19 protein-coding genes are annotated in these 17,808 nt (G+C 63.1%); 3 read left to right on the plus strand and 16 right to left on the minus strand.

The genetic code is table 11. The features are described 5' to 3' along the window. Positions 1–6 precede the first annotated feature (6 nt). From flgK to flgB, 10 genes are all read right to left on the minus strand, one after another. Entirely contained in the window at positions 7–2,037 is a 2,031-nt protein-coding gene (flgK, locus tag ACILRC_RS09845; RefSeq protein WP_395669190.1) for a flagellar hook-associated protein FlgK, read from the minus strand. Positions 2,038–2,046: 9 nt separating this feature from the next. Then, complete coding sequence (gene flgJ / locus ACILRC_RS09850; RefSeq protein WP_395669191.1) at positions 2,047–2,943, minus strand: flagellar assembly peptidoglycan hydrolase FlgJ; 897 nt, start codon at positions 2,941–2,943, stop codon at positions 2,047–2,049. Between the two features lies 1 nt (position 2,944). Then, the gene (locus ACILRC_RS09855; RefSeq protein WP_395669192.1) at positions 2,945–4,099 is read right to left on the minus strand and encodes a flagellar basal body P-ring protein FlgI; all 1,155 of its coding nucleotides are present in this window, start codon (positions 4,097–4,099) and stop codon (positions 2,945–2,947) included. 66 nt (positions 4,100–4,165) lie between these two features. Further along, complete coding sequence (locus ACILRC_RS09860) at positions 4,166–4,867, minus strand: flagellar basal body L-ring protein FlgH (RefSeq protein ID WP_395669193.1); 702 nt, start codon at positions 4,865–4,867, stop codon at positions 4,166–4,168. Beyond that, on the minus strand, positions 4,864–5,646 hold the full coding sequence (flgG, locus tag ACILRC_RS09865; protein ID WP_395669194.1) for a flagellar basal-body rod protein FlgG: 783 nt from the start codon (positions 5,644–5,646) through the stop codon (positions 4,864–4,866). The genes ACILRC_RS09860 and flgG overlap by 4 nt, the downstream gene beginning before the upstream one ends. 18 nt (positions 5,647–5,664) lie before the next feature. Then, positions 5,665–6,405: a flagellar basal body rod protein FlgF gene (locus ACILRC_RS09870; protein ID WP_395669195.1), complete on the minus strand. Its 741-nt coding sequence runs from the start codon at positions 6,403–6,405 to the stop codon at positions 5,665–5,667. A 34-nt stretch (positions 6,406–6,439) separates the two neighbouring features. Then, entirely contained in the window at positions 6,440–7,708 is a 1,269-nt protein-coding gene (gene flgE, locus ACILRC_RS09875) for a flagellar hook protein FlgE (protein ID WP_395669196.1), read from the minus strand. 20 nt (positions 7,709–7,728) lie between these two features. Then, the gene (locus tag ACILRC_RS09880; RefSeq protein ID WP_395669197.1) at positions 7,729–8,370 is read right to left on the minus strand and encodes a flagellar hook assembly protein FlgD; all 642 of its coding nucleotides are present in this window, start codon (positions 8,368–8,370) and stop codon (positions 7,729–7,731) included. Between the two features lie 19 nt (positions 8,371–8,389). After that, on the minus strand, positions 8,390–8,794 hold the full coding sequence (gene flgC, locus ACILRC_RS09885) for a flagellar basal body rod protein FlgC (protein WP_395669198.1): 405 nt from the start codon (positions 8,792–8,794) through the stop codon (positions 8,390–8,392). A gap of 2 nt (positions 8,795–8,796) precedes the next feature. Beyond that, positions 8,797–9,243: a flagellar basal body rod protein FlgB gene (gene flgB / locus ACILRC_RS09890; protein WP_395669199.1), complete on the minus strand. Its 447-nt coding sequence runs from the start codon at positions 9,241–9,243 to the stop codon at positions 8,797–8,799. Between the two features lie 209 nt (positions 9,244–9,452). Between flgB and flgA the strand changes: the two genes are divergently transcribed. From flgA to ACILRC_RS09905, 3 genes are all read left to right on the plus strand, one after another. Next, the gene (gene flgA / locus ACILRC_RS09895; RefSeq protein ID WP_395669200.1) at positions 9,453–10,208 is read left to right on the plus strand and encodes a flagellar basal body P-ring formation chaperone FlgA; all 756 of its coding nucleotides are present in this window, start codon (positions 9,453–9,455) and stop codon (positions 10,206–10,208) included. Between the two features lie 93 nt (positions 10,209–10,301). After that, positions 10,302–10,613 carry a flagellar biosynthesis anti-sigma factor FlgM gene (gene flgM, locus ACILRC_RS09900; RefSeq protein ID WP_395669201.1) on the plus strand — a complete coding sequence of 104 codons (312 nt, stop codon included), beginning with the start codon at positions 10,302–10,304 and terminating at the stop codon, positions 10,611–10,613. A gap of 52 nt (positions 10,614–10,665) precedes the next feature. Then, positions 10,666–11,043, plus strand: coding sequence for a hypothetical protein (locus ACILRC_RS09905; protein ID WP_395669202.1), 378 nt, complete (start codon positions 10,666–10,668; stop codon positions 11,041–11,043). Here ACILRC_RS09905 and aroQ read toward each other — a convergent pair. From aroQ to ACILRC_RS09935, 6 genes are all read right to left on the minus strand, one after another. Beyond that, positions 11,024–11,485, minus strand: coding sequence for a type II 3-dehydroquinate dehydratase (gene aroQ, locus ACILRC_RS09910; protein WP_395669203.1), 462 nt, complete (start codon positions 11,483–11,485; stop codon positions 11,024–11,026). The two genes, ACILRC_RS09905 and aroQ, sit on opposite strands and share 20 nt — an antisense overlap. Positions 11,486–11,613: 128 nt before the next feature. Continuing rightward, positions 11,614–12,330, minus strand: a complete 717-nt coding sequence (locus ACILRC_RS09915) for an RNA polymerase sigma factor FliA (RefSeq protein ID WP_395669204.1) — start codon at positions 12,328–12,330, stop codon at positions 11,614–11,616. Continuing rightward, positions 12,330–13,133 (minus strand): hypothetical protein, encoded by an 804-nt coding sequence (locus tag ACILRC_RS09920; RefSeq protein ID WP_395669205.1) that lies wholly within the window; start codon positions 13,131–13,133, stop codon positions 12,330–12,332. Before ACILRC_RS09920 ends, ACILRC_RS09915 begins: the two co-directional genes overlap by 1 nt. Beyond that, positions 13,126–14,574, minus strand: a complete 1,449-nt coding sequence (gene flhF, locus ACILRC_RS09925; RefSeq protein WP_395669206.1) for a flagellar biosynthesis protein FlhF — start codon at positions 14,572–14,574, stop codon at positions 13,126–13,128. The genes ACILRC_RS09920 and flhF overlap by 8 nt, the downstream gene beginning before the upstream one ends. Beyond that, the gene (gene flhA, locus ACILRC_RS09930; protein ID WP_395669207.1) at positions 14,571–16,643 is read right to left on the minus strand and encodes a flagellar biosynthesis protein FlhA; all 2,073 of its coding nucleotides are present in this window, start codon (positions 16,641–16,643) and stop codon (positions 14,571–14,573) included. The genes flhF and flhA overlap by 4 nt, the downstream gene beginning before the upstream one ends. Beyond that, complete coding sequence (locus tag ACILRC_RS09935) at positions 16,640–17,794, minus strand: flagellar biosynthesis protein FlhB (protein WP_395669208.1); 1,155 nt, start codon at positions 17,792–17,794, stop codon at positions 16,640–16,642. The genes flhA and ACILRC_RS09935 overlap by 4 nt, the downstream gene beginning before the upstream one ends. Between the last annotated feature and the right edge of the window lie 14 nt (positions 17,795–17,808).

Here is a 17,808-nt window from a genome sequence, read left to right on the forward strand (position 1 = left end):
GGGGGACTATCGGGAGATGCCCTGTATCAGCGTGTCAAAAATGCCTTGCGCGATCTGAATCATCTTGGCCGAAGCCTGGTAGGCCTGTTGGTACTGCAGCAGCTTGGCCGCCTCTTCATCGAGGTTGACGCCGGAGATGCTGGTGCGGTTTTTCTCCGCATTGACCGCAATGTTGGAAGACACATCGGCCGAGTAGTTCGCGCTTTGGGAGCGGATGCCGATGGTGCCAATCAGGCTGGCGTAGCCGTCGGTCATGGCGGCGCCGTCGAACATGGTGACGTCGCGCAGGTCCATCATGGCCTTCGCGTTGCCGCCGCTGAGGTTGGCAAAGTTGTTTTGCTTGATGGAGACGCTGTCACCCTGGCTCGGTGCGCCGGTGAGTGTGAGTGAAAAGCCGGGGGCGCCGACGGGCAAGAAGTTGATGGGTTTGCCTGAGGTGTAGGTGCCGGTGGCCACGCTGGTAGCGGTGTTGTCAAGGATGTCGTAGGTGGTGCCGGTGGGCGTCACGGTAAACGAGATGGTGTAGTTGCCCATCGGTGCCGCAGCGGTGGTGGCCTGCGTCTTGGCTTGCAGGCTCGACACGGCCAGCGAACCCAGGTTGGTGGGCGTCAGCGAGACCGCGATTGGACTGCCCACAGCCAACGCGCGCGGTGTGGAAAACTCCCGGGTGATGTCGTTGGATTGGGTGCTAAAGGGCTTGAGCAGAAAGCGGTCGCCCGCATTGGGCGCGGTGGTGACGTCGGCACCCAGCGCCAGCCCGTCGATGGCAGTGCCGGTGAACGGCCCGGCCACCGGGTCGCCCGCCTGGCGAAAACTGAACACACCGGGCACCGACACGCCGTCGCCCGGCGCAAAGCTGAAGTCGGTGGCCACGCCATCGGAGCGACGGGTGACGACGCCTGTGGCGCCAGACGTGAACCGCACATCGTAGTCCGAGGCCGCAAAGCGGCTGGCATCGCTGATGCCGATTCGAATCGCGCCGGCCACTGCGTTGGCGCCGGTGTTGACAGTGGCTGGCGGCACCGGGACCAACACGTTGGCGGCGGTGAACTGGGTTGCGGTAAACAGGTTGCCGCCCACGTTGCCGTCCAGGTCCAGGCCCAGGCGGTGCTGCGCATTGATCGACTCGGTGACCGCCACCGTGATGCGACCCAGCAGGCTGCGCGCTTCCACCAGGTCGGTGTTTTGGAACTTGAGCAAGCCGCTCACCTCGCCCCCACCCAGGGTGCTTTCTTCGAGCGTGACCGACACACCGTCACGGACGATGGCGAGCTTGTTCCTCAGCGGATCGGCGAAGTCGTCTACGGTGAGCGAGACCTCCGCCGCTTTGCTACCCAGCACCAGCGCCTGGCTGCCGCCGATGAACACCCCGACCGTGCCGTCATCGGCGGGCACTTGCGAGGTTTGTACCAGGCGGTTGAGGTCGCGGATGAGCTGGTCGCGCCGGTCCAGCAAGTCATTGGGCGGTTGGCCGGAGCCCAGTGCACGTGCGATTTGCTGGTTCACATCGGCGATGTTTTTCGCCAATGTGTTGATGGTGCTGACGTTTTCTTGCAATTGCAGCGTCACGCCGTTCTGGATTTCGTCGAGACGCTGCGGTTCGGCAGACATGCGCCGTGCGGCCTCGTCCACCCGTGTCAGCAGCACGGTGCGTGCGGTCATGTCGGTGGGTGCGCTGGCCACATCGGAGAAGGCGTTCATCATGTCGTTGATCGCCGCCCCCAGGCCCTGCGCGCCGCCCTGAAACACCTGGCCCAGCTGCGCGAGAAACTCGGCCCGTATGGCGTCCGAGGCCTGCACCGATCCGGCGACTGCTGACTGGCGCGTCAAGAAGGCATCAAAGCTGCGCCGAATCGTTTCGACCGAAACACCTTTTCCGATATAGCCAGCCCCGCTGAACTGGCCTTCGATGGTCTGCATGATCACCTGCTGGCGTGAATAGCCTTGGGTGTTGACGTTAGCAATGTTGTTGCCCGTCGTTTGCAGCGCCACCAGGTTGGCTTGCAGCGCCTGGGTGCCAATGGTGAGAATGCCCATGCGCGCTCCTTAGGCCTGCGCCCGACGCAGTTGCAGCGTCGCATTGATGGACCGGCTGAGCTTGCTGGCGTACTCCGGGTCGGTGGCGTACCCGGCTTGTTGCAATGCACTGGCAAAGGATTCTGCCGACTGGGTTTGTCGTACCTTGGCGTAGCGCGGGCTTTCGGAGATCAGCCGAGCGTAGTCCCGGAAGGATTCTTCGTAGGAGTCGTAGGCGCGGAATTTCTCTACCCGCTTCTCGGCCACACCGTTGACGTACTCGGTGGTGGTGGTTTCTGCCACCTTGCCGCGCCACTGGCCACCGGCCTTGATGCCAAAGAGGTTGAACGACTGCGCGCCGCCTTCGCCCTTGATTTCTTGGCGGCCCCAGCCGGTTTCGTGGCCCGCTTGGCCCAGCATGAACTCCGCTGGGATACCGCTGGATTGCGCCACCCGCTGCGCTGCCGCCGCATGTTGCGCCACAAATGCGGCCTGCCGTGCAGAGGCCGAACCAGCGGGTGCCCCCGCCACCGAGGTGGCGACTGGTGATCCTGTGACGGAGGTGGCGGCTGGTGGTGGCTGGGTGTCCAAGGCAGTGCTGGCTTGGCCCATCTGGCGGCTCAATTGCTGTGCGATCAGGCTGGAGAGCCCACCGGCTTGCCCCGACATCTGCAATGCAAATTGCTGATCGAGCAAATCGCTGCCGAGGTCGCTGCCCGCGTTGTCGAGCATGCCCGACTTGAGCGTGGCCTCGCGCATGCTCTTGAGCAGCTCTTTCATGAACAGCGACTCGAACTGGCGGGCCGCCTCCTGAATGGACTCGGCGCTGCCCTTATCGGCGGCGGCCTTGAGCTTGCCCAGGGACTGGACGTCGGCTGCCAAGGCGTCCGTGCGGAGCGCGTTGGACTGCATGGCGCCCAAGCTCATGTCAGATCACCTCCAGCTCGGCGTTGAGCGCGCCGGCGGACTTGATGGCTTGCAAAATGGCCAGCAGGTCCTGCGGTGTGGCGCCCAGTGAGTTGAGCGCGCGCACCACGTCCGAGAGCTGGGCTGCTGCCGGAATCTGGATCAGCTGGCCGGCCTCTTGCCGGATGTTGATGCTGGTCTGCTCGCTCACCACCGTCTGTCCCCCCGAGAGCGGGTTGGGCTGGCTGATGACCGGCGTGCTGGAGATGGTGATCGACAGGTTGCCGTGGGCGATGGCACAGGCGCCCAGGGTGACGGACTGGTTGAGCACGATGGAGCCGGTGCGCGAGTTGACGATGACCTTGGCTGCCGCCACCGAGGTCTGCACTGGCAGCTCTTCCATTTCGGCGATGAAGCTGATGCGGTCGTTGGGGTTGATCGGCGCGCGCACCTGCACGGTACGCCCGTCAAAGGCCTGTGCTACACCCGCACCGAAGCGGCGGTTGACCGCTTCTGCTACCCGGCGCGCGGTCTGGAAATCGGAGGCATTGAGGCTGAGGTTGAGGCTCTCGCCCACCTGCAAGGCGGTGGGCACCGAGCGTTCCACCTGGGCACCTTCGGGGATGCGGCCCACGCTGAGGTGGTTGACGGTTACTTTGCTGCCGCCAGCGGATGCGCCGGCACCTGCCACGATCAGGTTGCCTTGCGCCAGGGCATACACCTCGCCGTCGGCGCCCTTCAGTGGCGTGCTGATCAGGGTGCCGCCCTTGAGCGATTTGGCGTTACCCAAAGAGGACACATTCACATCGAGCGCCTGGCCTGGCCGGGCGAAGGCGGGCAGCTGCGAGGTCACCAGCACGGCGGCCACGTTTTTCATTTGCAGCTGGGCCAACTGGGCCGGCGGTAAGGTCAGGCCCAACTGCTTGAGGTAGTTGGACAGGCCCTGGGTGGTGTAGGGCATTTGGGTGGTTTGGTCGCCGGTGCCATCGAGTCCGACCACCAAGCCAAAGCCAGTGAGCGCATTGCTGCGCACGCCTTCAATCGATGCAACTTCCTTGATACGCGTTGCATGCGCAAAGGGAAGCATCAGCAGGCATACCAGCAACGCGCACACGCGCAACCACACCGGGCGCACAGGCGTCGGCAAGCTGTCAAAGGTAGAAGTTGGGTGTGTCATGGTCCAAATCGGTGTGTGGGCGGACCCCAAAGGGGTCACTGGTCCCCGGCACCATTCTGGAAAACTTTAGAACGGGTTAAAGCTCAAAAAGAAGCGCGATAACCAGCCAACTGTTTGCGCTTCGCCCTGGGCACCGCGGCCGCGCGATTCGACCCGCACATTGGCCACTTGCAGCGAGCTGATGATGTTGTTGGGCTGCAAAAGGCGCGGATCGACGGTGCCGGAAAAGCGCATCACATCGACGTTTTGGTTCACGCCGATTTGTTTTTCCCCCACCACCATCAGGTGGCCGTTGGGCAGCACCTCGGCCACGGTGGCAGTGATGGAGCCAGTAAAGGTGTTGGCCGCTTGCGTGCCGCCTTTGCCTGAAAAGTCGTTGTCGGTCGAGACCGCCGTGGCCAGATTCTTGAGGTCCGCGCCAATGATGCTGTTGAGCGGTGCGGTGGTGATCGTGTTCTGGGCCGAGGTGTTGCGGTTGACCGTGGAGCTCGAGACCTGGCTGGCGGCCAGGCTTTCCACGATCTGGATGGTCACGATGTCGCCCAGCAGGCGTGCCCGGCTGTCCTCAAAGGCAGGCCGGTAGCTGGCGGTACTAAAGAGGCTGCCGGTGGCCGGGCGTGCTGGCACCGGCTGAGCGCTGGCGGTGGGCGTGGGGCGTGGCTCGGCAAAGTCCACCGCCACCTTTTGCGGCAGCGGTGCGCAGGCTGCGCACAGACCGGCCAAGGCGGCGACGCGTGCAATGCCCAAGGACAGGCTGCGCCAGTTCATAGCTGCCCCAGCTTTTGCAGCATCTGGTCCGAGGTCTGGATGGCCTTGGAGTTCATCTCGTAGGCGCGCTGGGTTTGGATCATGGTCACCAGTTCCTGCACCACGTTGACGTTGGAAGTCTCCACAAAGCCCTGCATCAGACTGCCCAGACCGTCTGCGCCCGGGGTGCCCGCATTGGGCTGGCCGGAGGCTGCGGTTTCTTGGTAAATGTTCTGCCCCTTGGGCTCCAGGCCGGCGGGGTTGATGAAGCTGGCGGTGGTGATGGTGCCAATGTTCTGTGGCGCCGCGTTGCCTGGCACCGAGGCGGTCACGGTGCCATTGCTGGCCACCGAGACGCTGGTGGCATTGGCCGGTACCGTGACGCCACCTTGCACCAGCAAACCGCTGGAGTTGACCACGCGACCCTGGTTGTCCAGTTGGAATGCGCCATCGCGCGTGTAGCCGGTGGTGCCGTCCGGCATGGTCACCTGGAAAAACCCGTTGCCCTGAATCGCGATGTCCAGGTTGTTGCTGGTTTGCTGCAAATTGCCTTGCGAGAAGGAGCGGCTGGTAGCCACGGTGCGCACGCCCAAGCCCACTTGCAAGCCCGTGGGCAGGGTGGATTGCTCCGACGTGTTGGAGCCCACCTGTCGCAGGTTTTGGTACATCAGGTCCTCAAAAACAGCATGCGCCTTTTTAAAGCCATTGGTGGAGACATTGGCAAGGTTGTTGGAGATCACGTCCAGCTGCATTTGCTGGGCTTCCATGCCGGTCTTGGAGATCCAAAGCGAGTTGATCATGGGCGGTGTCCTTCAGGTTTAGCCTTGCAGGCTGAGCAGCTGCCCGGCCGAGCGGTCGTTGGATTCGGCGGTTTGTAGCAAGCGCATTTGCGCTTCGAACTGCCGTGCGGTTTGAATCATGCCGACCATGGTTTCGATCGGGTTGACATTGGAGCCTTCAAGTGCGCCGACCTGGACGCGCGCGGTATCGTCGTTGTCCAGCGGGTTGCCTGAGAGGGCGCGGAACAGTCCGTCCTCGCTGCGCCGGATCGGATCTTCGGCGTTGGGGGTCACCAGCTTGAGCCTACCGATGGTGGTGGCAGGCTCGGAGCCGACCTTGGCGCTGATGCTGCCATCGTTGCCGATGGACACCTCGGCGTTGGTAGGCACCACGATGGGTGCACCGTCGCCAGATAGCACGACACTGCCCGTGCCAGTCAGCAGCGTGCCGTCCGGTGAGACTTCAAACTGGCCGTTGCGGGTATAGCCTTCGGTGCCGTCTTGCCCCTGCACCGCAAAGTAGCTGTTGCCCACGTTCATTGCGTCCAGGCTGCGCCCGGTGCGGGTGGCGGGACCGGCCTTGTCGGAAAAGCCCGCGCTGGACTCCACAGCAAACACCCGGGTGGTCGCACCCTCGCCGCGCAGGGGCACGGCGCGGTAGGTTTCGAGCTGCGCACGAAAGCCGTTGGTGGAGGCATTGGCCAGGTTGTTGGACAGGATGGCTTGCCGGTTGGCGGCGGCATTGGCCCCGGTCATGGCGGTGTAGATCAGGCGGTCCATGGGGCGTTATCCGGTGCGATGTGGCCGCTACGCTTTAGCGCAGGTTGACCAAGGTGGACAACACCTGGTCATGGGTTTTGATGGTCTGCGCATTGGCCTGGTAGTTGCGCTGCGCGGTCATCATGTTGACCAGTTCGGCGGTGAGGTCGACGTTGGATTCTTCGACCGCGCCCGAACGCAGATCGCCAAATCGGCCGGCGGTGGGCTGGCCCAAAATCGTGGGTCCTGAGCCAAAGGTCTCAAGGTACTCGCCGCGGCCAATCGGTGCCAAGCCCTGCACATTGCGGAAGTCCGCCAGTGCAATCATGCCGCCGGTTTTGAGGTTTTGACCGTTGGAGTAGGTGGTGGTGATCACGCCTTTTTCGTTGATGGTCAGGCCGGTGAATTCGCCTGAGGTGTAGCCGTCCTGCGACAAGTTGGACACCGCAAAGGTCACGCCATACTGGGTGGCACCATTGAGGTTGACATCAATGGCCTGGGGCAGAAAGCCGGTGGCTTCGTTGGGGTTGTCCGAGGGAATGGTGCCAGCCGCAAAGGTCAGGCCAAATCCCGGCCCCACACCGCCAATGAGCGGACCGCTGATCTTGCCGATTGCGTCAAAAGTGATCTGGCCCAGCGCGGTGCCGGGCAGGCTGGTGTCGGGGTAGACATCCCAGGTGTTGGGCGTGCCAACGGTTTTTTCGAAGTACAGGCTCAGCGAGGTCGGCACACCTTGGGCGTCGAACACGGTAAGCGAGGTGCCATATTTGGAGCGTGGGTCTGGGGTCTGGCCCGCTGCAATCGCTTGGGCCGAGTCCTTGGCGCGCGCATCCAGGTTGAACTCGGCAGTCACCACCGCAGTGGGCTTGGCATCAATTGGCGCGGTGGTGGGCAAGGTCAGTGGTATGGGGGAAGTGCCGATCGCCACGCCCAGCACGTCGGTGGGGTAGCCCATCACCGCCGAGCCGGCGTTGGTCAGCAAATTACCTTCTTTGTCGAGCTTGAACTGGCCGTCGCGTGTGTAGGCGGTGGTGCCGTCGTTTTTGGTCACCTGAAAAAAGCCGCCGCCGTTGATGGCCACATCCAGGCTGTTGCCAGTGATGGTCACATTGCCCTGGGTGAACTGCTGGGTGACCGCCGCCACCGACACCCCGATGCCACCATTGTTGCCGCCTGCGCCCGAGATGGTCGAGGCCACGATGTCGCTGAACTCGGCCCGCGCGGCCTTCATGCCCACGGTGTTGGCATTCGCAATGTTGTTGCCTATGACGTCCAGGCTCTTGCTGGAAGCGTTCAGACCGGAAAGCCCTGTTTGGAAGCTCATGGTGGTGTCCTCGTTTCGAATTAAAGAATGGCTTGGATGGAGCTGTGCGGGGCGGTGCCGCCGCTGCGCAGCGCCAAGCTGACGCCGTTTGCTGCGTTGTCGACGCCGGTGATGGTGTCGCGCCGCAAGGTGGTGGCGCTGACCGCCTTGCCCCCGTTGCTGGCTGATACGGAAAAGGTGGGTGCGCCCGAGCCGGTGTAGCCTGAGGCGTTCCACTCAAAACTGTGGCGGCCAGTCGCTTTGGCGCCGAGTTCGATGGTGTCGAGCAACTGGCCGCTCGGGCTGCGCACCTGAACCGTGACCTTGTCGGCGTTGGCAGGCAGACTAAGCGCGCCCTTGCCCACGCCGGAATGCACTGAGACGGCGTTGCCAGGGGTCAGCACCTCGCGACCGATCATCGAAGTGGCCTGCAGCAACTGCATCGAGGTGAACTGGTCGGAGAGCGATTTCACACTTTCGTTGAGCGTCTGGATGCCGGAGACCGTGTTGATCTGCGCCATCTGGCTGGTCATCTCGGCGTTGTCCATCGGATTCAACGGATCCTGGTTGTTGAGCTGTGCCACCAGCAGCTTCATGAAGCGGTCGGACTGCTCCTGGGCGCTGGTCTGGCCGGCGGCCGAGGTCGCGTTAGACAAAGTAGAGGAAGAAACGGCGGCAACCATGGTCTATGTCCTTTCGGCCTTACTGGCCCATTTGCAGGGTTTTGAGTAACAGCGTCTTGGCGGTGTTCATCACCTCGACGTTGTTTTGGTAGGAGCGCGAGGCGGAGATCATGTTGACCATTTCCTCTACCGGATTGACGTTGGACTGCGTCACATAGCCTTCTGCGTCGGCCGAGGGGTGCATCGGGTTGTGCACCCGCTTGAGGGGCGCGTCGCTTTCCAAAATCTTGCTGACCTTGACGCCACTGGAGGCCTCCGAGCCCATGGGCACGGTTTCGAACATCACCTGGCGCGCTTTGTAGCCTTGGCCGTCGGGCCCGGCGACCGCATCGACGTTGGCCAGGTTGCTGGCCACCACGTTGAGCCGCTGCGACTGCGAGCTGATCGCGCTGCCCGACACATTGAAAATGCTGAACATGGACATGGTTACTGGCCTTGAATGGCGCTCAAGATCGTTCTTGAACTGCCGTTAATGAATCGTAGGGTGGCCTCGTAGCGCACCGCGTTGTCGATAAAGTTGGCCCGTTCCCGGTCCAGGTCCACGCTGTTGGCATCCATGGCGGGCTGGCTTTGTGTGGTGTATTCCAGCGCCGGTCCGCTGCCGCCCAGGCTACCCAAGGTGGATTGCAGCGGGATGTGCTGGCTATGGCTGACGCTGTCGGCCCGGACCCCGGATGGCGGCGTAGGCTTGAGGGTCAGGCTGCTGGAGGTGCCCAAGGCGGCCTGCATCGCTTCTTTGAAGTTGACGTCGCGCCCGGCATAGCCCGGCGTGTCTGCGTTGGCAATGTTGCTGGCGATGACGCGCTGGCGGTCGGCACGGACCACGAGGGCCTTGCCCTGAAAGTCCAGCGCGGCGGTCAAGTTTGCAAGCATGGCAGCACCTCGTATGCGGTTGATCCCAGGCGGTAGCGGAGGGGCCCGGTCCTGGGGGCGTGCGACGATTATGGGAAAACTTGAGTCGTGCAAGCTTTGGAATAGCGGTGGGTTTTGCGCGTATTTGTGACGCTTTGCGCTCGGTTGCCTGCCTATAGTTCTGCGCATCGGTGGCCCTGGGTGGCAACCGCAAAACAGGAGCTGCCGCGATGCGTACATACCAGCAAACCACCAACCGTTCCTTCGCCGATCGGCCTTGCGCCTTGGTGCGGCGCTGGACGGCAGGCTTGTTCGTCGGGGTCGGGTTGCTCGCTGGTATTGCCCAAGCCCAGGCGCCCTCGCTTAGCGCCGTGGCCCAAAAATGGGCCGAGGCTGCAGCCGAGCAAGCCGCTCCCCACGGTGTGGCCTTGCGAATAGAGGTCGCAGTGGGCCAAGTGGACCCCCGTCTCAAGCTTACGCCCTGTGCCAAGTTAGAGCCCTACCTGCCCGTGGGCGGGCGCTTGTGGGGACGCAGCCGGGTTGGTCTGCGCTGTGTGGACGGTGTGACGCGCTGGAATGTCACCTTGCCGGTTGAGGTGAAGGCCTTTGGCCCGGCGTGGGTGGTGCGCGGCCAGGTACCCGCAGGTGCGGTACTGGAGGAGTCTGATCTGGTACAGGCCGAGGCCGATTGGGCCCAGGCCAGTCAGGCAGTGCTGGCAGAGCCCAGCGGCTGGTTGGGCCAGGTTGCTACTCGCCCCCTGGGCACCGGTGCGGTGCTGCGCGAAGGCATGGTCCGCCCGGCCCAGGTGTTTTCCGCTGGTGCACAGGTTCGGGTCGTGGCCCAAGGCCCAGGATTTGAGGTGACCAGCTTGGCACAGGCCCTCTCCGCTGGTGTGGTTGGGCAAACCGCGCGGGTGCGCATGGATAATGGCCGCATTGCCAGTGGCACGGTGGTCGATGCCCGTACCGTGCTGTTGGCCATCTAAGTGGGGCAGATGTGAAAAAAGCCCTCAAGTCCGCGTCAACCGGGCCGATACTGACGGTACGAGGCTACGCATACCGTGGTTTTGGAGCATGCTATGAAAATTGGTCAACCCACAGATCTCAGCGCGTCGGTCGTCCAGACCAACCCGCCTGCCGCCCAAAAGGCGAGCCTGGAGCCTGCTGCGTCCGCGAAAAGCTCGGCCGGTTCGGCTTCGGTGTCGGTGTCGGTCTCCAACCTGGCGCGGGCACTCGAAAAGCCCGATCTTTCGCAAGCAGCGGATGTCGACAGCGCCAAGGTGGCTGCGGTGAAAGCAGCTATCGAGGACGGCAGCTACGAGGTCAATGCCGAAGCGATTGCCGACAAACTTCTCGCCAATGCCCAGGAAATGCTAGTTCGCGCACGCTAAGCCGCTGCGCCTGCAGGTCCTGCGCGCCATTTGGGGCTGCCTAGGACCTGATATGACCACCCCCTTGCAAGACCATCTGGACCGCGTGGAGCACAGCTTCAACCAGGCCGCCACTGTTTTGGCCACGGGCGACGCGCCCGCACTGGCCGACGCCAGCGCAACTCTGCACGCGCTGGTGCTGGAACTGGCGCCGCTGCTGGGTGGTGCCCAGCCTGTATTGACGATGGACGCGGCGCAACGGCACCGTATTGTGGCCCTGGCCCAGGGCATGGGCGTGTTGCGTGAGAGCCTGGCGCGCCGCAGTGCCTACGTTCACCAGGCGCTGCAAGTCGTGGTTCCCACCCCCGCGCCTTCGACTTATGGGAAAAGTAGCAGTCCGTTTGGTGCGGTGGCGCCGCAATCGGGTCAGTTCAAGGTGCTGGCGGCATAGCGCTGCGAGCGCGCACCGCATCCACCGCGGCCCGCAGGGCCAGCAAGTAACTGTTCGCACCGAAGCCGCAAATCTGGCCGACCACAATTTCGGCGAACACTGAAGTGTGGCGAAAGGGCTCGCGGGCGTGGATGTTGGACATGTGCACCTCCACCACCGGGCAGCACAGCACTGCCAGCGCGTCGCGGATGCCGTAGCTGTAGTGCGTCCAAGCGCCGGCGTTGATCAGCACTGCGTCGACGTTGTCAAAGTAGCCCTGGTGGATGCGCTCGCACATCGCGCCTTCGTGGTTGGTCTGAAAGGTCTCGATCTCCACACCCAACGCTTGGCCCAGCGTCAGCAGGCTGGTATTGATTTCGTCGAGCGTGGTGGTCCCGTACTGCTTTGGGTCGCGCTTGCCGAACATGTTGTGGTTGATACCGTGGAGCATCAGAATTTTCATGGCGTGGTCCTGTGGGGTGGTGGGCGCGCGGCCGCGCTGGCGGCCTTGCCGGTGTTGATTTTGCCGCGTAAGTGCAGGCCGGTGCGCATGCGCGCAAGCCGCGCGCTGCACGCCCCATTCGGCAGTGCTCAGTGGGATCGCATTTTTGCGCGAAGGCGCGCGATCGATTGGCTGTGCAGCTGGCAGACGCGCGACTCGGTGACTTCCAGCACGGCGGCAATTTCCTTGAGGTTCATGTCCTGCTCGTAGTACATGCTCATCACGTATTGCTCGCGCTCGGGCAGCGTCTTGATGGCCTGCACCAGGCTGACACGCAGGCGCTGGTCGCGCAACATATTCAGTGGGTCGGCTTCGGTGTCGACAACATGGCGGTCCAGGTAGGTGTCGTCGTCTTCGGTGCGGCCCGACATGTCTTCGAGGTAGACCAGTTGGGTGCCTCGTACCTTGCCCAACAGGCTTTGGTAGTCGGCCAGGGTCAGACCGAGTTCGTTGGCAATTTCAGACTCGGCCGGGCTGCGACCCAGCTTGTGTTCGAGTTTGCGCATCGCGGTCTCAATGTCTTTTTGACTCTTGCGCGAGCCACGCGACATCCAGTCGTTCTCGCGCAGTTCGTCCAGCATGGCGCCGCGGATGCGCTGGGTCGCAAAGGTTTCGAACTGCACGCCCTGGGACGCCTCGAAGCGGGTGAGGGCGTCGGCAAGGCCGATCAGCCCGACCTGGATCAGATCGTCGACCTCCACGCTGGGAGGCAGCTTGGCCATCATGTGGTGGGCCAGGCGGCGCACCAGTGGCTGGTACTGCTTGATCAGTGCATTGCGGTCAAGTTGCCCCTTGGCGGTGTACATCAGTGGCTCCTGGCCTCGGGCCCTTGCGCAGAGCCGGTGGGTAGTGTTCGCGCTGGCGTGTGTTCACGCAAGGGCAGGGCATGTTCCAGCAGCCGCATGGCCAGGCGGCGCAGGTCCAATTCGGACTGCGGGCCTGGGCTGAGGTCCATTGCAATTGGGTTCACGTCGTAGTTCAAAAAGTTACGGGCGCACTCTGTGAGACTGTAAGCCGCGCTGGGTGCCTGCGCCTGCTGGTCCTGGGCGGTGGGCTCCATCATATGCAACAAGGTGGGCTCCAGGCCACCTTTGCGCAGCAAGCGCTTGAGCGCAATGTAGCTTGTCAATAGGGAGGTGCTGCGGGGCGCGACGGTCAGCAGGGGCCGCGCTGCAGTGCCGCCCAGTAAGTCCACCAGCATATCGACGCCTGCGTACAGCACGACCACGCCGTGGTGGGTGAATAGCTCGCCCAGGCGCTCTAGCGGATGCTGGCGGTGTTTGCTGTGGGTGCCAGCCAGGGGGCGCATGCGTTGCAGGCCCTGCGCCGAGGGCAGCACACTCCAGTCCCGCGGGCTGTACTCGCCTTGGGTGCTGCCGAAGCGGTACTCCAACAGCTCGCTCAGACCAGGGTTAGGGGCGGATTCGCTTTGGGTGGCATCGAGCACCGTGACCGGGTAGCCCAGGCCGACCATGGCGTTGCAGAGTTGCCAAAGCAAGGGCATCTCGCTGCTGTCATCGCCATGCTGGACCATGGCGACCAGGCTGGCGCCGCTGTGGCGCGACAAGCCCACGAGCCCCGTCGCCTGGTGGTGCAATGCCTCATGCATGCAGGGCCCCACCAACCGGTGTGAAGGAATGGGCGCCTTCGGAAGGCTGGCTAAACAGGAAACCCAAGTCGGTGATCTTGGGGTCGAAGGCGGAGTTGCCTGAAGAGCGCAGCGAGGCTCGCACCAGTTTGTTGGCGCTGGCGGCTTCCCAGTCCTCGGGGACACGCTGGCCGGTGGTTACGCCGCGCAACACCAATTGGTGGCGGATCGCTGCGTCCATCGCCGGGCCGAGTTTGACCGCCTCGTCGATCTTCGAAAAGATCACTTGCTGCCCCTTGGGGGACTTGAACTGGCCCACGGTGTCTTCCAGAGTGTCGCCGTGGCCGCCCGCGTTGAGCACCAGCAGCCGCTTGACCTCGGGTATCTCCAGCAGCTCCAGCATTTCGCGTTTGCGAGGGTCGCGCGGGGCCAGGCCGGTGGTGTCGATCAGTACCATCTTTTTTCCTGCCAGCAAGCCCAGCAGGTCTTGCAAGGCGGCGCGGTCGTGGGCCAGGTGGGCTACCACGCCCAGCATTTTTCCGTAGGCGCGCAGCTGCTCCTGGGCACCTACGCGGTAGGTGTCTAGTGTGATCAGGCCGACGCTGCTGGGGCCGTGCCGACGTGCGCACAGGCCGGCGAGTTTGGCCGCCGTGGTGGTCTTGCCCACGCCGGTGGCACCGATCAGTGCGAACACGCCACCCTCTTCATGCAGCTCGGGGCCCCCAGCGTCGGTGCGCAGATTGCGTTCGAGCACATCCATCACCCACTGGGTGGAATGCTGCGCGTCCAGGGTCTCGGGCATGCGCTCCATGATTGAGCGCGATAGTGAGGGTGAGTAGCCGGCCCGGATCAGCTTGAGCATCAGGTTGGCTTGGATGGGATTCTGGCGCGCCTGGCCCAGCCAGTGCAAGGTATTGAAGCGGTCCTCCATCATGGCTTTCATCGCATGGAGCTCACGTTCAATACTGAGCGGTATGCCGGCCTCGGGTGCTGACGTGGCCGCAGTTTTGCGCGGTGCGGGTGCTGGGGTGCGTATCTCCGGTGGGGCACTCGGACGCGCCAGCGGATCGGGCGCAATGTGGATCAGCCTGGGCGGCTCGGGCAAGGTGGCCTGGCGTTTCTTGGCCATGCGTTCGCGCACATAGTCCTGGAACGACAGGGTGCTCATGGCCAGCTGTGCCGCGTCTTCCTCGACCTGGCTTGCCACTTCGCGGTAGCTCGGCTCTTTGGCAGGTGCAGTGGGTTTGGATTTGCCGCTGGCTTGGTTGGGCGTGGATGCGCCGTTGTAGCCACTACCTGGGCCCGGTTCGATCTCGGCCAGGCTGTCTTCACCAGTGGCCAGCACCTCCACACCTGTATCGGTGGGGCGGTTCGACAAAATCAGTGTGCCCTCGCCAAAGGCCATGCGGGCCTTGGCCAATGCTTCGCGGGATGTGGCGGCAGTAAAGCGCTGGATGTTCATGTGGCACCTCGGAGAATCGGACCAATGCGGATGGTGTGGGTTTCAGGTATTTCGCTGTGCGCCAGCACCTGCAAACGGGGTGCGACGCGGCGCAGCAGCCGGGCCATGGCGCTGCGGATCGGGTCGGGCACCAGCAGGCAGGCAGGCACGCCAATTTCTTCTTGCTTGAGGGCAGTCTCTGCGGCGTGTTTAGAGAGCATGTCGGCCACGCCGGGGTCCAGCGCCTGGCCCTGGGAATTGCCCAAGGCCTGCACCAGCAAACGCTCCAGGCTGGGGTCGATGGCAATCACATTGAGCTCGCGGGTGGGGCCGTAGATCTGCTGCACGATGGCCGGCGACAGCGCCACGCGCACCCGCTTGGCCAGCTCAGCCGGGTCTTGGGTGCTGACTGCGTGTTCGGCGATGGACTCGACGATGGTGCGGATGTCGCGGATGTGCACCGACTCTTCTAAGAGCAGCTGCAAGACCTTCTGAAAGACCGCAACCGAGACCATTTTGGGGACGACTTCATCCATCAGTTTGGGGGCCAGTTTGGTGACGTGTTCCACGAGTTGTTGGGTCTCTGTGCGGCTGAGCAATTTGCTGGCTTGCACTTGCATCAAGTGTGACAAGTGGGTGGCCATCACAGTCTCGGAATCAACCACGGTAAAGCCGGCCATTTGGGCCGCTTCTTTTTGCTTGTCGTCGATCCAGTGCGCTGGCAGGCCAAACGCTGGGTCCTTGGTGGCCGTACCCAAAAGCGGCGTGGTGATGCCGCCGGGGTTGATGGCGAGGTACATGCCCGGAAAGGCTTCGCCTTCACCCACAATCACGCCGCGCAGCGAGATGCGGTAGGCGCTGGGCTTGAGTTCCAGGTTGTCGCGCACATGCACGGGTGGCGGCAAAAAGCCCACCTCTTGGGCAAACTTGCGGCGCACGCCCTTGATGCGGTTGAGCAAGTCGCCCTGACGGGTTTTGTCCACCAGTGCAATCAGTCGGTAACCCAATTCCAAGCCGAGCTGGTCTACCGGCTGCAAGTCGTCCCAGGAGGCCTCGCCGTCGCTGGTGGGCGGCGGCGCCACCACTGGCGCCTCGATGGGCTTGCGTGCCAGCATCCAGGCGCCATAGGCCAGCACCGCGCTGATCGACAGGAACACCAAGTGCGGCATGTTGGGAATCACGCCCAAGATGAACATGATGACTGCAGTGATGCCCAGCACCCGTGGCGACACAAACATTTGCGAGACGATTTGCTTGCCGATGTCTTTGTCCTTGCCCACCCGTGACACCACCATGGCGGCAGCCACCGAGATCAGCAGGCCCGGAATCTGCGCCACCAGTGCATCGCCCACCGCCAGCAGGATGTAGCTGTTGGCCGCCTGCGAGGCGCTGAGGTCGTGCTGCAGCATGCCGATGGCGAAGCCACCAAAAATGCTGATCAACAAGATCAGGATGCCGGCAATCGCGTCGCCACGTACGAACTTGGAAGCACCGTCCATCGAGCCGAAAAACTCGGCCTCTTCGCCAATTTCCAGCCGGCGGCGCTTGGCCTCCGGCTCGTCGATCAGGCCGGCGTTGAGGTCGGCATCCACCGCCATTTGCTTGCCCGGCATCGCGTCCAGCGTGAAGCGGGCGGACACCTCGGCAATGCGTTCGGCACCCTTGGTGACCACCACGAAATTGATCACCACCAGAATCGCAAACACGATCAGACCAACTGCAAAGTTGCCGCCGATCAGGAAATGGCCGAAAGCCTCAATGACCGCACCTGCGGCGCCGGGGCCGGTGTGGCCCTCGAGCAGCACCACCCGAGTGGAGGCCACGTTGAGTGACAGGCGCATCAGCGTAGTGAGCAATAGCACGCTGGGAAAGGCAGCAAAGTCCAGCGGCCGCACCATGTAGGCGGCCACCATCATCACCATCAGCGCCACCGCGATGTTGATGGTGAAAAACACGTCCAGCAAGGTCGGCGGCAGGGGCAGCACCATCATGGCCAGCACAGCCACCACCAGCATGGGGGCGGCCGCGCCCTGCACTACGCGGGCATTGTTGGAGTACCACTGCTTGAGGCTTTGCAGTTGGGGGTTCATGCGCGTGCTGCCTTGGCAAGTTTGTGGTGGGGATCGAGTTCAACCGGTACAACAGGTTGGGGCGGTTCGCCGGGCATCGGACCCAGTCCTTTGAGCGCGGCGCGCAACCGGTACACATAGGCCAGCACCTGGGCGACTGCGGTGTACAGCGCTGAGGGAATGTCTTGGTCTAGCTCGGCATTGGCGTACAGGGCGCGCGCCAGCATCGGGGACTGCAGCACGGGGATGGAATGGCTCTTGGCCAGGTCGCGAATCCGCATGGCCAGCAAGTCGGCGCCCTTGGAGATGACCTGGGGCGCGCGCATGGTTTTTTCGTCGTAGCGGATGGCCACCGCAAAGTGGGTTGGGTTCATCACCACGAAGTCGGCCTTGGGCACCGCATTGATGCTGGCACCTTGCGACATCTCGCGCTGGCGCTGGCGCATGCGCGACTTCATTTGCGGGTTGCCGTCGGCCTCCTTGCCTTCCTCCTTCACCTCCTGGTGTGACATCTTCATCTGGTCTTTGTGCAGGTAGGACTGCAAAGGCACATCCACCATGGCTGCCAGCAGCAACACCAAGAGCATCAGCCCGATGCCACCAGTGATCCAGCGGGTGATCTGGGCGATGGCCGAATTCGAGGGCTGCATCACCAAGGTCAACACCGTCTGCATGCCGTCGGTGAGAAACAGCGCTGCCACCGCAAACAGAATGCAGGTGAGCAGCACCATCTTCGCGGTGGTGATCATTTTTTGTTTGGAGAACATGTTGGCCAGGCCCGAGAGCGGGTTGAGGCGACTCAAGTCGGGCATCAGGGGCTTGAGGCTTTGCACCCACCCACCAGATGCCACAGCGGCCAAGATGGCGGTGGCCATCACCACAATCGCAAACACGGTGCTGCCCACCACACCCACAGTCACCGCGTCGCCCAAGCGGGTCAGCATGGTGGTGGCCTCCTTCATGGTGGCAGCATCGAAAGAGAATTGGCGCACCATGTCCACGCGCAGGTGGTCAAACAGCACCGGTGCGAGTACAAGCAGCGTCAGCGAGCCCACACCCAGCACCGCAAGGTGCGAAAGGTCTTGCGAGCGGTTGACCTGGCCGTCGTCGCGGGCTTTTTGAAGCTTGCGTTCCGAGGCCGGTAAGTTGCGATCTTGGCTACCAGAGTCCATGGTGAGAGACAGTT

It is taken from the genome of Rhodoferax sp. (assembly GCF_044236835.1).
Classification (GTDB): Bacteria; Pseudomonadota; Gammaproteobacteria; order Burkholderiales; family Burkholderiaceae_C; genus Allorhodoferax.

Excerpts from the sequence above, each read along its gene's own strand:
- ACILRC_RS09860 (WP_395669193.1), bottom strand. The coding sequence starts at position 4,867 with ATGAACTGGCGCAGCCTGTCCTTGGGCATTGCACGCGTCGCCGCCTTG.
- ACILRC_RS09915 (WP_395669204.1), bottom strand. The coding sequence starts at position 12,330 with ATGTACACCGCCAAGGGGCAACTTGACCGCAATGCACTGATCAAGCAG.
- ACILRC_RS09880 (WP_395669197.1), bottom strand. The coding sequence starts at position 8,370 with ATGGTTGCCGCCGTTTCTTCCTCTACTTTGTCTAACGCGACCTCGGCC.
- flgE (WP_395669196.1), bottom strand. The coding sequence starts at position 7,708 with ATGAGCTTCCAAACAGGGCTTTCCGGTCTGAACGCTTCCAGCAAGAGC.
- flhA (WP_395669207.1), bottom strand. The coding sequence starts at position 16,643 with ATGAACCCCCAACTGCAAAGCCTCAAGCAGTGGTACTCCAACAATGCC.
- aroQ (WP_395669203.1), bottom strand. The coding sequence starts at position 11,485 with ATGAAAATTCTGATGCTCCACGGTATCAACCACAACATGTTCGGCAAG.
- ACILRC_RS09870 (WP_395669195.1), bottom strand. The coding sequence starts at position 6,405 with ATGGACCGCCTGATCTACACCGCCATGACCGGGGCCAATGCCGCCGCC.
- flgM (WP_395669201.1), top strand. The coding sequence starts at position 10,302 with ATGAAAATTGGTCAACCCACAGATCTCAGCGCGTCGGTCGTCCAGACC.
- flgJ (WP_395669191.1), bottom strand. The coding sequence starts at position 2,943 with ATGAGCTTGGGCGCCATGCAGTCCAACGCGCTCCGCACGGACGCCTTG.
- ACILRC_RS09905 (WP_395669202.1), top strand. The coding sequence starts at position 10,666 with ATGACCACCCCCTTGCAAGACCATCTGGACCGCGTGGAGCACAGCTTC.
- flgA (WP_395669200.1), top strand. The coding sequence starts at position 9,453 with ATGCGTACATACCAGCAAACCACCAACCGTTCCTTCGCCGATCGGCCT.
- flhF (WP_395669206.1), bottom strand. The coding sequence starts at position 14,574 with ATGAACATCCAGCGCTTTACTGCCGCCACATCCCGCGAAGCATTGGCC.
- flgG (WP_395669194.1), bottom strand. The coding sequence starts at position 5,646 with ATGATCAACTCGCTTTGGATCTCCAAGACCGGCATGGAAGCCCAGCAA.
- ACILRC_RS09935 (WP_395669208.1), bottom strand. The coding sequence starts at position 17,794 with ATGGACTCTGGTAGCCAAGATCGCAACTTACCGGCCTCGGAACGCAAG.
- ACILRC_RS09920 (WP_395669205.1), bottom strand. The coding sequence starts at position 13,133 with ATGCATGAGGCATTGCACCACCAGGCGACGGGGCTCGTGGGCTTGTCG.
- ACILRC_RS09855 (WP_395669192.1), bottom strand. The coding sequence starts at position 4,099 with ATGACACACCCAACTTCTACCTTTGACAGCTTGCCGACGCCTGTGCGC.
- flgB (WP_395669199.1), bottom strand. The coding sequence starts at position 9,243 with ATGCTTGCAAACTTGACCGCCGCGCTGGACTTTCAGGGCAAGGCCCTC.
- flgK (WP_395669190.1), bottom strand. The coding sequence starts at position 2,037 with ATGGGCATTCTCACCATTGGCACCCAGGCGCTGCAAGCCAACCTGGTG.
- flgC (WP_395669198.1), bottom strand. The coding sequence starts at position 8,794 with ATGTCCATGTTCAGCATTTTCAATGTGTCGGGCAGCGCGATCAGCTCG.